Genomic DNA, 15,350 nt, shown 5'->3' with positions numbered 1-15,350 from the left:
AGAATGAAAAACGAAGAATTTTTAAGGCTTTGTAAGGCGAAAGTAGCTGAATATACAAACTCCCATATGGATAAGACCGATGGAAAGCAGATCACAGTACAGGATGTGTACGTGGTATGGAGTTGTAAGACATTACAGAACAGTAAAGCACTTCTGAGCACGACTGTGCCGGATGGAATGTATTATGAGCTGACATATAACGGAGATAAGCACGAGTTATACCTTGATGCTTATAAGAAGTTTCAGAACATGTGCTTTAAACTGTAATTGCGCCGGCGCAACGGAGGGGAGGTGAAGAGAATGAAAGTAAAATGCATCAAAAGATACAGCGACATCTGCTTGAAAGAAATCGTCGAGAAGGGAACTGTTCTGGAAGTAACAGAAAACAGAGGGGAACATCTGATCGGTGAGGGTGTTGCAGAGGCAGTAAGAGAAGCAGAGGCAGTAAGAGAAGCAAAGGCAGCAGCCAAAGGGAAGGAATAGGTGATCCAATTATCTCCCGGTGAGACGCAGGGTGAAGCGTCTTATTTTTTATGCCTTTTTCCGCCAGGCGTTAAAGAAGCGGATTCCACAAACTGAATGGCCCGGGCGTGGGAACGAATAGGCTGGGCAGAAAGGAAAAGACATGAGAAACAAAGTGTTCAAAGCAATGTGTAAAGTTCCGATGAACCTGCAGTTATTCGCAGAAGGCGGAGACGGTGCTGGGGCCGGTGAGGGCAATGGCGGCGGATCTGGCGAAGGTACAGGCGGTGAGGGTGGAGATAATCCTCCATCTTTTGATGACTTCCTGAAAACAGGCAGTAATCAGGCAGAATTTGACAGACGTGTCCAGAAGGCAGTCAATACGGCAGTGACAAACGCACAGGAGAAGTGGCAGGCACTGACGGATGATAAGCTTTCCGAAGCTGATAAGCTGGCCAAGATGACCAAGGAAGAAAAAGCGCAGTACATGCAGAATAAAAAAGAAAAGGAACTTTCCGACAGGGAGGCAGCAGTAACCAGAAGTGAGCTCATGGCAGAAGCAAAGAACAACCTGTCAGACGAAGGACTTCCGGTAGAGCTTGCAGAAGTACTGAATTATACAGATGCAGATGCCTGCAAGAAATCCATGGAAACCGTCAAAAAAGCGTTCCAGACTGCAGTTGAGAAAGCAGTCGATGAGAAGCTGAAAGGCGGCAAGCCTCCGAAAAAAGCACCAGAAACAAACACACAGGAAGCCCTTGAAAAGCAGGTATACAATGCGATGATGGGTATTTTTTAAAGGAGAGTGAATAAACAATGGCAATCAATACTTTAGCAACAGCAACCTTATTTATGACACAGCTTGATAAGATCGCTGTTCAGGAAGCAACCACCGGCTGGATGGATGCCAATGCCGGCCAGGTGATCTATAACGGTGGATCTGAAGTAAAGATCCCGAAAATGAGCGTTCAGGGAATGGGCGACTATGACCGTGAGGCTGGATACCAGCGCGGCTCCGTTACCCTGGAGTACGAGACCAGAAAAATGACACAGGACCGTGGCCGTCTCTTCCAGCTGGATCCGATGGATATCAACGAGGCAAACTTTATCCCGACTGCCGGTGCAGTTATGGGAGAGTTCCAGAGGACACAGGTAGTTCCGGAGATCGATGCGTACCGTATCAGCAAGCTGGCCACAGAAACACTTACTGCAGATAAAGCAGGAATGATCGGAGAATCTTATGTACCGGGAACTGCTTCTACATCTGCTCTGCGTAAGCTGAAAGAAGGGATCAAAGCGGTAAGAGAAAACTATAACGGAGCTCTTATCTGCCAGGCAACACCGGACTTTATTATGGAGCTGGAACTGGAACTTGCGGGCAAGATCACTGCAGTGACCTTCTCTAAAGGCGGAATTCAGACACAGGTTCCTTCTGTAGATGGTGTACCGCTGGTTTCCACACCTTCCAACCGTATGTACACAGCTATCAAGATCAATAACGGTAAAGATAGTGGCCAGGAAAAAGGCGGATATGAAAAAGGAACATCTGCAAAGAACCTGAACTTCTTCATCTGCCCGGTAACCACGCCGATCGCTGTCACAAAACAGGACATCATGCGTATCTTCGACCCGACAACAAACCAGAGACTGAACGCATGGCAGATGGATTACCGCCGTTTCCATGATATGTGGATTCTGGATAATAAACTGGATTCCATCTATCTGAGCATCCAGGAGGCGAAAGCATGAGGCTGATCCGTAAAAATGTAGAAAGAGAAGCGGAAGGATCTGCAGCAGAAAAGCTGATCAGTGATGGCTTCACACCGATGAAAAAAGCCACACCAGACACAGTACCGGAAGAGAAAATCGGTAAGGATATCGAGGATATGACAGTTGAAGAACTGAAAACCCTTGCAAAGGAGAAAGGACTGACCGGTGTCTCCTCCCTGGCAAAAGCGGACCTTCTGGCAATCCTGAAAGGGTGATACGATGGCATCAGCAGAAGATATCAAAAAGCTGAAGATCCTGACCGGAGAAAAGAATGAGGAACTTCTGTCTGTCCTTCTGGATGAAGCTGAAGCTTTCGTGCTGTCCTACACCAATCGCAAACAGTTAAGGACCGGGCTGGAAAAGGCAGTCCGGGATCTTGCTGTGATCGCTTTGAACCGGATGGGAACAGAGGGGGAAAAGTCCAGAAGTGAGGGTGGAGAGAGTTATACTTTTGAGGATGCGCCGAAACAGATCTACGACACGCTGAACCGGTATCGTCTGGCCAGAGTAGGAGGAAAGATTTATGAGGCTGAGAAGAAGCAGACTTGAGGAATTTTTCCATAAAAAAATGACGGTAAAGAAAGATAAGGAAGGCAGTACCAGCGAGGAATATGGTGCTGCCTCTTCTGTTACCGGAGAGAGCTGGCCGGCATCCGGAAAAGTACAGGCTGAGCAGTACGGCCAGAGATTGAATTATATCCGGAATATCCGGATACAGGGAAGCTATAAGATCCAGACGGATGAAAAAGGCCGGCTGCATTATATCCTGGAAGATGGAACGGATATAGAGGAGCGGGACGGGATTTGTCTATATGTGGCAGCAGATCAGCTTCCAGACTATCGGATCATATCCATCAAACCATATCGTTTCCTTACCATGGAGGCGGAAAAGATATGAGTGTAAATGGATTTGATGAAGTGGAGAAAGCTTTGCAGGAGGTGTCCGAGTTGGACACCCGGCAGGCAGTGGGAGAAGCGATCCAGTTTGTACGGTCAGCAGCAGTTGAGAATTGCCATGCAGATACCGGAGAACTCCGGCAGAGCATTTTTGCCGAAACCACAGAGGAAGAAAACACTGTCACAGGGATCTGCTGGACAGACAAAGCTTATGCTCCATACATAGAGTTCGGAACCGGACCGAAAGGCCAGGAGAAACATGCCGGCATCTCTCCGGAAGTAACTCCGGTTTATACTCAACAGCCATGGTGGATCCATGAAAGCCAGATAGACAGAAGAGTGGCTGAAAAGTACCGTTGGCCATATATGGACACGCCGGATGGAAGATTCTATAGATGCAGCGGAAATCCGGCCTATCCGTTCCTGTATCCGGCTATGAAGGATAACGAAGAACAGATCTTAAAGGTGCTGGGCGGAAGCCTTGCGTCAGATTTGGAGGATATATGAAGAATGTAAAAGATCAGGTGTACGCGGCACTGTGCACGGTGTCCGAAAATGTTTCAGATGCTTATCCCCGTTCCTGGGCGGAGGGCTCAACGCTCCAGTATACCGAAGAGCAGAACGATGTATACGAAGCCAGCTCCGATGCTGAAGGAATGAGAGAGGATAAAGCCCTTGTAAGATACCGGATCGATATCTGGAACAATCACAGCACTTCAGAAGCAGCTCTGCAGGTAGATGAAGCGATGAAAGTGACAGGCCTGAAACGGATCGCATGTGCAGATGTGCCGGATCCGTCAGGGATGAAGCATAAACAGATGCGCTACGAAGGGATCATTGATATGGATTCTGACAGCGTGTATTGGAGATAAGGAGGAATAGCGATGTTAGCAAATGGAGCAACATTAGGTTACAGAAAACACACAGCTGGAGAAAACTCTGCAGCTTACACAGATCTTCCAGGACTGAAAGAGATCCCGGAAGTCGGAGTGGAACTGGATAAGGAGGAAAACACCTGCCTTACAGATCCGCACAAGATGTACGAGGAAGGCATTGGAGACCTTCCGGATATGAAGTACAAATGGAAGTACGACAACAGTAAAGCCGGAAGCCCGTACAGGCTTATGAGAGATGCAGCAGACAAAAAAGAGATCTGGGATTTCCAGGAAAAAACAAAAGATGGAACAGTTACCGAGTTTACTGCACAGTTTTCCGTAAAACGTACAGGCGGTGGAGTAAATGGTGTGATCGAGTTTGAGGTGACCATGGCCGTACAGTCTGAGATCAAACAGACAGATCCGGCGTAAGGAGGAATAAAAGATGATGAATTTTGAAGGTATTCAGGATCTGGGCGGAGCTTCTGCCCAGAATGAGACACAGGCTCCAGAGGAAAAAGTAGTCAATCTGGAGGAACAGAAGAAAAAGAGACAGCCCTTTGCTTATTGGAATGTAGGCGGCAGGAGCTTCAAGATGAAACTGAAAGCTTCCGGGATCGGACGCCTGGAAAATAAGTACAGACAGAATCTCATGAATATGATCGATGATATTCCGCCGCTTTCCGTGATGCTGACGATCATCCAGGAAGCAATGTCACCGTGGGAGCATGGGATTGATTATCAGGATGTGCAGAAGCTGTATGACGCATGGATCGATGAAGGGAACAGTCAGCTGGAACTCTATCAGAAGATTTTGATCCCGCTCATGGTGGTATCGGGTTTTTTACCGGAGAAAACAGCGGCATCCCTTCTGGAGGAAATCGAGAACGCTTGATGTCAGAACAGCTCTCAGAGCTGTATCCGGTAGCTCTTGAGATGGGGATCCCGGCGGAAACATTCTGGAACCTTTCTGTAAATGAGATATTTGATACTTTGGCAAATATAAGAAGGCGGTTGCTCAGAGAAGAAAAGCAGCGGATTATGGATAATTTTATCCAGGCCCAGGCCATAGCAGTAGATATCTCAGCGTTATTTGCCAAAGATGGCAAGATAGCTCATCCCTGGGATTATTATCCGGAATTGTTTGAAAAAGAACAGAAGGCATACGAAGAAGCAGAGGAAGCCCGCCAGTGGGAAGAGTACATGGAAAAAAGAAGGGCGTACAACGCCGAATGGAACTATAGACATAATCATTAATTTGTTGAGAAAAAGAGAGGAGGTGAGACCATGGGAGACACACTTCATAAGATGCAGGTGATAATTGAAGCTACAACAAAACCATTGAAAAAAGGGATGGAAAACAGCCGGCGGGAAGTAAAGAAAAGCGTTGAAGAAATCCAGAAGGAAACTGAGAAAATAAAGAATCCGTTCAAGGGGATGGAAAGCAAGGCACTACAGCCGGTAAGGAATACTCTGAATAAGATCAGGGAAATGCTCAGCAGGAATCCTGTGAAAAATTTCCAGATCAAGGCAGGCATCAAAGTTCCAACGGAAGAGTATGCAGAATTGCAGAAAAATTTATCAAAAGCACAGCAATCATTGGAAAAACTACAAGAAAAACAGCACAAATTTGAAAACACGGGTAAATCTAAAGAGAACCAGCAATGGAAAAGCCTTGTAGTTGATATTACTCGAGCTGAAAAAAAACTCAGTGAATACAAAGATGTTGCAGCCAAAATGGAAACGTCAGGAACTGCTTTTAAACAAACCCCTACAGACGAATATCGTGAAATCAGAAATTCTGTAAAAACCTTGAATGAGGAAATAGAAAAGTATGAGAAAAAAGGTGAAAAACTTGAGGCGATGGGCGTAAAAAAAGAAAGTAAGCAATGGAGAAGTCTCATATACGATATTGACCAAGCTCGTACGCAGTTGTATGAGTATGAAGAAACGTTGGAATTGTTAGAAAAATCAGGAAAATCAACTCAGACAGTGCCAACAGAAGATTATCAAAAATTACAAAACGATATTTTAAAAGTAAATAAAGAACTTGATGCTTATCACGAAAAAGAAAATAAGCTCCAAGCTTTGGGCGTATCAAAAGAAAACCAGGAATGGAAAAGCCTTACATATGATATTGATCAAGCAAAGATAGCTGTAGAAGAGTATAAAACAAAAGCAAGACAGATGGAATCCTCAAATACAGATGTAAAGCGGCCGGTATCTCTTCCGAAACAGGCATTGAACTTTGTCAAAGGAATAGGAACAACTGTTTCGAAGGGCTGGGGAGGCTTTACAAAGCTTCTGGGAGGTGTTGGAAACGTTGCATCTTCCTTCACCGGTGTGATCCGGAAATGCTCCGGTGCTTATGCTGCACTGATCCAGAAGTTCACATCCGGAATCCCGTTTCTTAACAGGACAAAATCTTCGTTCAATGGTCTGGGAACATCCGGACGAGGCTTGACAGGTATACTGAAGACGATCGGAATGACTGCAAAATTTATGTTTGCAAGTTTTGTGATCCGTGGAGCTGTAGATGGTGCAAAGCAGGGATTTCAGAACCTTGCACAGTACAGTGGAGAAACAAACAGAAGTCTTTCTCTGCTGATGTCTTCTCTGACACAGCTCAAAAATTCACTGGCCACAGCCTTTGCACCAATCCTGAATGTTGTAGCACCAATTCTGAACAGTTTCATTCAGACGGTTATCAACGTGGTAAATTCCATAGGCCAGCTGATGGGAGCCCTCACAGGCAAAACCACCATGGTCACGGCCAAGAAAGTCAATCAGGATTATGCTGCAAGTCTTAACAGTACCTCAACGGGTCTGAAGAATAATGCAAAGAACGCAGATACGGCATCAAAAGCAGCAAAACAATATCAGCGCACTCTTCTGGGATTCGACCAGATCAACAAGCTGAACGATGATTCAGACGGCTCCGGATCAGGAGGAACAGGAAGTGGAACGGATACATCACCGCTTGGTGGCGTTAATGATATGTTCCAGACAACGGCCATCAAGAGCCGTTTCAAAGATCTCGCAAAACTGATCAAAGATTCCTGGAAGTCCGGTGATTTTACAGAACTTGGCGCCATGGTCGGCAATAAGCTCAACGAAGCACTGGAACGTATTCCGTGGGGTAAAATCCAGAATACCTGTAACAAGATTGCAAAAAGCATTGCCACTTTTCTGAATGGCTTTATTGAAGCTGCGGATTGGAAATTAGTTGGTAATACATTCTCTAAGGGACTGAACACAGCCTTTGGATTTGTAGATACCTTTGCAAAGAATTTCCACTGGAACAGTCTTGGGAAAGCTATCGGAGATGGGATCAATGGTGCTCTTGAAGGCCTTGACTGGAATCTGATCAAAGGAACCGTACATGATACCGTCTTTGGTCTGGTAAGCACACTGAATACAGCGATTGCGACAACCAATTGGAGTGTAGTTGGAAAAACAGTTGGAGAGTGCTTTAACACACGACTGGAAGCACTTTATACCACAGTTCATAACTTTAACTGGAGAGGCTTGGGCACTGCACTGGCTGATCTTGTAACCAACACGGTCAAAACCATTGATACTGGAAAAATAGGACAGACCTTATCCGATGGGATAAAAGGCTTTTTTGATTTTGCAATCTCAGCGATCGAACACATGGATTGGTGGTCCATGGGGGACACCATCTATAACAAAGCAAAAGATCTGATGGTAAACATTGACTGGAGCGGAATTGCTGACAGAGTTTTTGAAACACTTGGAGCTGCATTTGGAGGTTTTGCCGCATTTATTGGCGGTATCTTTAAAAATGCAGTTGCAGATGCAAGGAAGTATATTATAAAGCATTTCACAGAAGCTGGAAAATTCACCTGGGAAGGCTTTAAAAATGGTGTTGTGCAGTCATTTAAAGATATAGGAACCTGGATCAAGGCACACATTTTTAAACCATTCATAAACGGATTCAAAAAAGCTTTCGGAATCCATTCACCATCAACAGTCATGCGTACGCAGGGCGGATATGTTATATCTGGCCTGTTCAATGGTATGAAAGCAGGATTGCCAGCTGTACTGTCTTGGATTGCTAAACTCCCAGGGCAGACAAAAGAGAGACTTGGAAATGCCAAAACATGGCTACGTGGGAAAGGAAATGCTGCGATCACCGGTCTGAAAAATGGCTGGGAAGCTGTAAGGGAATCAACATTCCTGAGCAGAGTAAAGAAAATCGGTTCTCAATCTTTCAACGCTATCGGAGATATCAAAAGCAAAGTAACGCCGAAAGGCAGGGATATCATAAGCGGAATGAGAACCGGCCTGAATAATAACTGGAGCTCTCTGTCTGGAATATTAAGTAATATACCAGGCAAGGTGGCAAACGCAATTCCAAGCTTATACACAGTTGGCCAGAATGTTATTCAGACTTTTGCAAATGGATTTTCAAGCATCCATATCCCTATGCCACATATCGGCTGGGATTGGGAAGGTGGATCTATAAAAATCGGTAACTTCAAATTTTCATTGCCACGTTTCAATCTGAGCTGGTACGCAAATGGCGGATTCCCTGGTATGGGAGAAATGTTCGTGGCAAGAGAGTCCGGACCGGAGCTTGTCGGAAGAATGGGAAACCGTTCTGCTGTGGCAAACAATAATCAGATCATTGCCGGAATCCGGGCAGGTGTATTTGAAGCAGTTGTGAATGCTTTTGAAAGCATGCAGGGCAGAAATGATCGTGGACAGGAACTCCACATCTATCTGGAAGGCGATGCAAAGAAATTGTTTAAGGTGATCCGCCAGGAAGGAAACAACTATCAGAAACAGACCGGAAATCCGGTATTTGGATAAGGAGGCGGTAAAGTGACAGATGATATCATTATTGACGGAGTTACGATGCCGACTCCGGCCCTCGGGGGATTGACCATTAAAAAAGAAAAAGTGTGGTCAAATAATACAGGGCGTGCTGCAAACGCAGAAATGATTGGTGATGTGATTGCTATCAAGTATACACTTGAGTGTACATGGACGATGCTTAGTAGGGCTGATGTCGCAAAAATTGATGCGGCAATAAGTCCTGCTTTTTTTAGTGTAACATTTACAGATCCTGGAACAAACACAAGAACAACGAAAAAATTCTATTCAAATACACCATCTTATCCCGTATACAGTTATGTTAATGGCGTGAAAACATATAAAGGAGTAGGAGCAACACTAATTCAGAAATAGGAGGAAACAAACATGTTAAAAGGTACAAAATCAATGAATCTCAGTTACAGCTCCATCATCGATGGAAGAAGTGTGGTATACATGTCTGCACAGGTTCCGGAAACCGGAAAGAGCAACTGCACAAAGACCATTCAGGACCAGGAGATGTATGAGGCGAACAAAGCAGAATGCAGAAAAGATATGGCTGCATTTGACGAGCTCCTGTGGAAACTGGAAGATCAGGGGACGGTAGACACTGCAAAAGATACTGATACGGAGGAACAGGGAGCATGAAGATGAAGAACAGTGAGATTGTAGCATTCCTTAACACCTGTGCAGGCTTAAGAGAGAAACACCTGCCTGTCCGTCTGGCGTATGCGATTAAGAAAAACATGGTAGCAGTTCAGGAAGCGGCGACTGCATACATGGAGGAAAGAGAAGAACTTATTGCCAGATATGCGAAAAAGGACAAAAAGGGAGAATATCTTGTCAAGGATAGCTGCTATGTGTTCGAAAACAAAGATGAGTTTGAGAAGGATATGAGTGAACTTTTAGCGATTGAAACTGCAGTGAAAATCCACACGGTATCAATTGATGTAGTCGAAAAATGTGATGACGATCAAAAGTACGATCCACTGACTATGGAAGAACTGGACGTCATTGAGTTTATGATTACAGAATAAGGAGGCGGTCCTGTGTATTGGTCAACAACTGCATTTGGAACCTTGGTACAGCAGGATTCCAGAACATTTAAATGTTTACTTACCTATGGAGAAACATCCATCACAACCGTACGAAGTATCAAATTCACCGGAGGTTCTGAAGGAGACGACGATTTTTCTCTGGGTTCTACCATGTCACAGTACATAGAAGTGACAATTCCTGGCAAAGGACTGGTAGTTGAAGGAACAGAAATACTCCTTCAGATTGGTATGGACGTGAACGGAAAAACAGAATATATCCCCATGGGATATTTTACAGCAGGAAAGCCCCAAAAAGCGGATGATCAGATCACGTTCACGGCTTACGACCGTATGATGAACACAGAGCGGACGTTTTCCATGAATGGCACAACCACAAATACAGTGGCAGTACTAAAGCAGATTGCGGATATCACAGGTGTTCCTGTAGTGACATCCGGATTAACTGCGATATCCATAAAAGTGCCGAAAGGATATAGCTGCAGGGAAGTCCTTTCTTATGTGGCGCAGCTTCATGGCGCGTTTGCTGTTTGTAACCGTAGAGGTCAGATCGAGCTGCATACCTATGTGGATTCAGATTATAAGGTAAAGACGAGCCGGTACTGGGGAAAATTTGAACATAATGATTATGCTTTTGATGTTTCAAAATTTGTATGTTTTACGGGACAAGATAAAAATGGAAAAAGCATATCAATCTTTTCAGGATCCGGAGCGAGATCCGTGTCTTTTTCCAATCCGTTCATGACACAAACAGTCCTCAATAATATCCTGGCATCTTTCAAAAATTTCTCCTATATGCCAGGTACATTGAAAATGATGGGAGATCCCCGACTGGATCCTTGGGATATCCTGACCGTAGCAGATCTGTCTGGAAACACATATAAGGTTCCTATCATGAAACTGGATTGGGAATACGATGGCGGTCTTACATATTCAGTTGAAGCTGTCGGCCTGTCAGAAGAAGAAACCAATGCAGATTATAAAGGCCCACAGACAAAAGAAATGGAACGGTATTACGCACAGTTGGTAATGATTGACAGAGCGATGATTAACAAACTGGATGTGGAGACTGCAAAAATCACGTATGCATCTATTAAGGAACTGGATGTAGTTAAAGAAAATGCTGAGGAAATTAATGCTAAAAAAGCAAATATCGATCTCGCAAATGTAAATAACGCTTGGATTGAAAAAGGCGTCCTAAAGGACGGGTCCATTGGCTCAGCAGCAATCCATGAAGGCGCTGTAACGAACGCTAAGATTGCTGATGCGACGATTGAAGCAGCGAAGATCAAGTCTATCAATGCAGATTCTATTGTAGCCGGTACGATTAAGACAGAGCGCCTTATCATCACCGGTCCGGATGGTCAGGACTCTATTGTCAAAGCAATCAACATCGCAAATGGCGTATCTGAAGCAGAAGTGAATGGTCAGAAGATCCAGGCTGCTTCTATAGATGTTGTTGACCTATCTGCATTCCAGGCTAAGATTGCTCAGTTTGATATGAGTCAAAATGCCATCTATAGTGGCAAGCTGGCTATTAATGATCCAACGAGCGGTGTGTACATTTCCACCACCGGTTTTGGGCTTGGTGACGGAGCTCTTACAAGTAAGAAAGAATCTCCAATTCAGATGTATGCCGATGGTATATTTAAACTTAAAGGCAAAAATTCATCGTTGGAGTTTAATCCAGTGACGGATATATTGGACATCAATGTCAGCAATTTCCGGATTGGTTCAAAAGAAGCAGCCACAGTAGATAATACAGTCAAATCAACACTCGAACAGTTTTATTTATCCACATCCCCAACATCATTAGTTGGTGGTTCATGGAGTAATAATCCGCCCACATGGATAGAGGGTAAGTATATTTGGAGACGAAATTTCGTAACCTATGGAGATGATCGTACCGAATTCACGCCTTCTGAAAACGGAGTATGTATAACCGGTAATACCGGAGCCCAGGGCGCTCGTGGTCCACAAGGTGCCGCCGGACCCAAAGGTGAAACTGGACCGCAGGGACCGAAAGGTGCTACTGGACCTCAGGGACCACAGGGCATCCAAGGAGTGAAAGGCGCTGATGGTAAAACATATTATACATGGGTCAAATATGCTGATTCACCTACTTCTGGTATGTCCGATAATCCAAGCGGCAAGAAGTATATTGGTTTTGCGTATAATAAAACAACAGGAACTGAAAGCACGTCTTACTCAGACTATTCTTGGTCGCTGATCAAGGGTGAAAAAGGGGAAACCGGAAATACCGGAGCTCAGGGTGCTGCCGGTAACGGTATCAAGTCGATAACTTATTATTATGCCAGGACAACATCTCAGACAGCGCCTAGCGCAGGAAACATCACATCGACCACGATGCCCACCCTTGATGCTACGAATAAGTATTTATGGCAGAAAGAAGTAATCAACTATACGAATAACACGAATCAAACGACAGTGTTATTACTGGCTGTATATGGAAACACGGGCGCTCAGGGACCGAAAGGTGACAAAGGAGCTACCGGACCTCAGGGACCAACTGGGCCTAAAGGAGAGACAGGTGCTCAAGGACCACAGGGAAACCCTGGTTCTACTGGTCCTCAGGGCGTGAGCGTTACCGCCATTAAAGATCAGTGGTATAAATCAACATCAAATACTGCTCAGACCGGTGGTTCATGGTCCGATACTCAGCCCAACTGGGAGTCCGGAAAATATATCTGGACAAGATCACACATCACATTCAGCAATGGAAACACAACCACAACAAATCCCGTCTTGGCAAACGCAATCAATAACGCAAACGCCAACGCAAGTAATGCCGTATCTACAGCAAATACTGCAAACAGTACAGCAAACACAGCAAAATCAACCGCGTCCAATGCAGCGTCCACGGCAAATGCTGCCAAAAATACTGCTGATAGTGCGAATAATAAAATTGACAATCTGAAAGTTGGCGGAAGAAATCTTTGGAAAAAAACAAAAGAATATGATACTCTAAATGATACATTCTGGGTTGATAATAACAACGGCTACCAAGTTTATACGAATGTCCCTCATACTATAGTGAACGGATTTGGCGTTCAACGAATAGCTAATGCATGGGTCGATGCTAGCCAAAGAGTTACTATTAAACCCAACACGTATTATACGCTGTCTGCTTACATAAAATGGGAAGATTCCACGAAAACAAGCAACCTTAGATTTTATGATAATGCTTCTCCACAGTCAGGTAGCATACTAAACTCTCAAGTAGGCACTACCGATTACAAAAGAGTTTCAGTAACGTTCAATAGCGGAAATGCTACGATATCCACATGTCGATTTGAATGCGATACGGATACGGCCTTTTTAATATACGGATTGAAACTTGAAGAAGGTAACATTGCTACGGATTGGTCTCCAGCTCCAGAAGATGCTGAGAGTATGATTGGTAATATAAAAATCGGTGGAAGAAACTTAATTCCCGTAGGGATGATCAAAAACTGTAATGGATTATCAACATTTTCTTATGATAAAACATCAAACACCTGGACTTGTGTGGCTCCGATTGGTTCCAATTCATGGGGTCGAGGAATTTATTTCGATACTGGCGTGAAGAAAATCTACATTCCACGAGGATACACATATATAATCAGTCTGGAAGTAAATCCTGAAGTTGCCTGCATTTGGAACGCTGATATAAATAACGGTTTCGACGGAATGCCGAGTGGGACCGGTAATGACAATGATAGTGTGTCCTTGCGTAAATCTTCAGATCATTCGTTGGTAGCCAATAAATGGCAAAGAGTATGGTTCTCGTACACGCCCAGAACAGATGTTTCATATGATATATTTGACGCTTCATCGAACTGGGGTATCATTACTACAGACGCAAAATCTCCGATTAAATTCAAGATCCGAAATGTGAAAGGCGAGTTCGGAACCGTTCCGACAGACTGGACGCCTGCACCTGAAGACGTGGATAATAAAATCGACACGGCCCAGAAATCAGCAGATAATGCCAATTCTTCAGTAAATGCTTTAAATAAGATTGCGACAAAGAGTTATTCTTTTGGCGGGGCAAACGGCAAAGCGCAATGGGTTCGACTTGGAACACTCACATCCGCTGGCGATGCTTCAGTTGTCGTTATTACTCTTCAGACCGGAAACGGTTTCAACGGAATGGAAAGTCAAAATTCTCAAGCCGAGATCATCATAAAAGATGGGTGGCAGGACAAAGCAAGTACGACGGCGGCATTTGGAGCAAGCGTTACACGACAGAACACTAAAGACCTTCTGGTTAGTGTACGAGCAACTGCGTCAAATGTGTGTGAAGTCTGGACATATCTTCCATGGCTATACTGGAGTGGAAATTACACCATATCTGGTGTTTACAGCGGATGGAATCCAAATTTTACAAAACAAGACACAAAGCCAACGAATGGTGTTGAGCAGTCACTGGCATATCGAACTACGGCAGAAGATGCTTACACGTTAGCCTCTGGTCTGAAAAAAGACGTGGATATAAGTTCTGAATTTGTGAAAACATACAACGATTGGGCGTTTAAATGGAAAACAGCCACAATGGTTGACGGTGCCGAAGTTGGAACTTATCAGAAATATATCACTCTTGAAAGTGGCAATATTTTACTTGGTCATTCCAATTCCAAAAACAAATTGAAAATCACCAACGATTCCATCCAGTTCAAAGGCACCAGCGACACCGCCATAAAACCAGATTCCGACGCAACTGCCTGGATCACAGGAAAGGTATTCCATATCAATTCCGGAGAGATCGAGAGCAGCTTGAAGTTTGGAAATATTTTGATGAAACCGACTAAAAATGGAATTCAAATCGGAAATAAGGCTGAATTTGGCGAACGAGTACGAATAGGATATCCATTAAGCAGTAATATGCAATATACTTATTCAGATTGCCCGCTTGTGGTTGGAAGTAATACAAATACTATTGGGGATTATCCCTGGTTCGCAGTTGATGATGGCTATGCATTTGTTAGAAACGGAATAATAACGCCAGGGGATTTTATTATTAAATTCGGCGAATATACACTGGATCGTCCCAACGGCGGTAAGTTTAGCGGTACGTTAAGACCATATTACCGCGCTGACGACGTAATAAATATGGAGTTTTATGTAAATGGATATGTTACATCAAATAAACAGGAAGTCATATTTCTTATTCCATTATCCCGACCAATTATGTCCACCCTAGTTTCGATATCAAGCATAAATGGGCTCACGATTCGGCAAAATGGAAAATATATATATGGCTCGACTGCTTCAAAACCTATAAAACCGTCATCGTATACAGCTACAGTTATAGGAGGGCGTAACGGATTGAATGTTAGAGCTAAAATAGTAATGGGTAGTAATGAAGGTTTTACTGACAATGAAATTTCAAAAATTGTAAATAATGATACTTGCGCTATCACAGCCAGTATAAAGATAAGCTTCGATTAAA

Annotated in this window: 17 protein-coding genes; all 17 read left to right on the top strand. The window is 44.1% G+C overall.

What is annotated here, in order from left to right; translation table 11 throughout:
• Nucleotides 1–3: 3 nt before the first annotated feature.
• The 17 genes from ABCM67_RS06395 (at nucleotide 4) to ABCM67_RS06315 (ending at nucleotide 15,349) form a co-directional block, all read left to right on the top strand.
• Nucleotides 4–267: a DUF6275 family protein gene (locus ABCM67_RS06395; RefSeq protein ID WP_092070786.1), complete on the top strand. Its 264-nt coding sequence runs from the start codon at nucleotides 4–6 to the stop codon at nucleotides 265–267.
• Nucleotides 268–300: 33 nt separating this feature from the next.
• Nucleotides 301–483: a hypothetical protein gene (locus ABCM67_RS06390; RefSeq protein ID WP_342992633.1), complete on the top strand. Its 183-nt coding sequence runs from the start codon at nucleotides 301–303 to the stop codon at nucleotides 481–483.
• Between the two features lie 142 nt (nucleotides 484–625).
• Nucleotides 626–1,261 (top strand): DUF4355 domain-containing protein, encoded by a 636-nt coding sequence (locus ABCM67_RS06385; RefSeq protein ID WP_342992632.1) that lies wholly within the window; start codon nucleotides 626–628, stop codon nucleotides 1,259–1,261.
• A 17-nt stretch (nucleotides 1,262–1,278) separates the two neighbouring features.
• The gene (locus tag ABCM67_RS06380) at nucleotides 1,279–2,211 is read left to right on the top strand and encodes a hypothetical protein (protein ID WP_342992631.1); all 933 of its coding nucleotides are present in this window, start codon (nucleotides 1,279–1,281) and stop codon (nucleotides 2,209–2,211) included.
• Nucleotides 2,208–2,447: a Rho termination factor N-terminal domain-containing protein gene (locus tag ABCM67_RS06375; RefSeq protein WP_092070777.1), complete on the top strand. Its 240-nt coding sequence runs from the start codon at nucleotides 2,208–2,210 to the stop codon at nucleotides 2,445–2,447. Before ABCM67_RS06380 ends, ABCM67_RS06375 begins: the two co-directional genes overlap by 4 nt.
• 4 nt (nucleotides 2,448–2,451) lie before the next feature.
• Complete coding sequence (locus ABCM67_RS06370) at nucleotides 2,452–2,781, top strand: phage head-tail connector protein (protein ID WP_279031065.1); 330 nt, start codon at nucleotides 2,452–2,454, stop codon at nucleotides 2,779–2,781.
• Nucleotides 2,756–3,130 (top strand): hypothetical protein, encoded by a 375-nt coding sequence (locus tag ABCM67_RS06365; protein WP_342992630.1) that lies wholly within the window; start codon nucleotides 2,756–2,758, stop codon nucleotides 3,128–3,130. Before ABCM67_RS06370 ends, ABCM67_RS06365 begins: the two co-directional genes overlap by 26 nt.
• A complete protein-coding gene (locus ABCM67_RS06360; RefSeq protein WP_342992629.1) occupies nucleotides 3,127–3,636 on the top strand; it encodes an HK97-gp10 family putative phage morphogenesis protein in 510 nt (169 codons plus the stop codon). Before ABCM67_RS06365 ends, ABCM67_RS06360 begins: the two co-directional genes overlap by 4 nt.
• Nucleotides 3,633–4,001, top strand: a complete 369-nt coding sequence (locus tag ABCM67_RS06355) for a hypothetical protein (protein WP_092070768.1) — start codon at nucleotides 3,633–3,635, stop codon at nucleotides 3,999–4,001. Before ABCM67_RS06360 ends, ABCM67_RS06355 begins: the two co-directional genes overlap by 4 nt.
• A 12-nt stretch (nucleotides 4,002–4,013) precedes the next feature.
• Nucleotides 4,014–4,436, top strand: a complete 423-nt coding sequence (locus tag ABCM67_RS06350) for a phage tail protein (RefSeq protein ID WP_092070766.1) — start codon at nucleotides 4,014–4,016, stop codon at nucleotides 4,434–4,436.
• A 13-nt stretch (nucleotides 4,437–4,449) separates the two neighbouring features.
• A complete protein-coding gene (locus ABCM67_RS06345) occupies nucleotides 4,450–4,899 on the top strand; it encodes a DUF6096 family protein (protein ID WP_288162023.1) in 450 nt (149 codons plus the stop codon).
• The gene (locus tag ABCM67_RS06340; protein WP_342992627.1) at nucleotides 4,896–5,261 is read left to right on the top strand and encodes a hypothetical protein; all 366 of its coding nucleotides are present in this window, start codon (nucleotides 4,896–4,898) and stop codon (nucleotides 5,259–5,261) included. The genes ABCM67_RS06345 and ABCM67_RS06340 overlap by 4 nt, the downstream gene beginning before the upstream one ends.
• A 30-nt stretch (nucleotides 5,262–5,291) precedes the next feature.
• On the top strand, nucleotides 5,292–8,840 hold the full coding sequence (locus ABCM67_RS06335; RefSeq protein ID WP_342992626.1) for a hypothetical protein: 3,549 nt from the start codon (nucleotides 5,292–5,294) through the stop codon (nucleotides 8,838–8,840).
• 12 nt (nucleotides 8,841–8,852) lie between these two features.
• Nucleotides 8,853–9,218, top strand: coding sequence for a hypothetical protein (locus ABCM67_RS06330; RefSeq protein WP_118625571.1), 366 nt, complete (start codon nucleotides 8,853–8,855; stop codon nucleotides 9,216–9,218).
• Nucleotides 9,219–9,230: 12 nt separating this feature from the next.
• Entirely contained in the window at nucleotides 9,231–9,491 is a 261-nt protein-coding gene (locus ABCM67_RS06325; protein ID WP_342992625.1) for a hypothetical protein, read from the top strand.
• On the top strand, nucleotides 9,488–9,880 hold the full coding sequence (locus ABCM67_RS06320) for a hypothetical protein (protein WP_342992624.1): 393 nt from the start codon (nucleotides 9,488–9,490) through the stop codon (nucleotides 9,878–9,880). The genes ABCM67_RS06325 and ABCM67_RS06320 overlap by 4 nt, the downstream gene beginning before the upstream one ends.
• Before the next feature lie 12 nt (nucleotides 9,881–9,892).
• Nucleotides 9,893–15,349 (top strand): alanine-zipper protein, encoded by a 5,457-nt coding sequence (locus ABCM67_RS06315; RefSeq protein ID WP_342992623.1) that lies wholly within the window; start codon nucleotides 9,893–9,895, stop codon nucleotides 15,347–15,349.
• Nucleotide 15,350 lies beyond the last annotated feature (1 nt).

The organism is Blautia sp. 2227st1_G12_2227SCRN_220401 (genome assembly GCF_039062885.1).
GTDB lineage: Bacteria > Bacillota > Clostridia > Lachnospirales > Lachnospiraceae > Blautia_A > Blautia_A fusiformis.
Note: the sequence above shows the minus strand (reverse complement) of the source record. Positions and strands in the feature narration are given on the sequence as shown.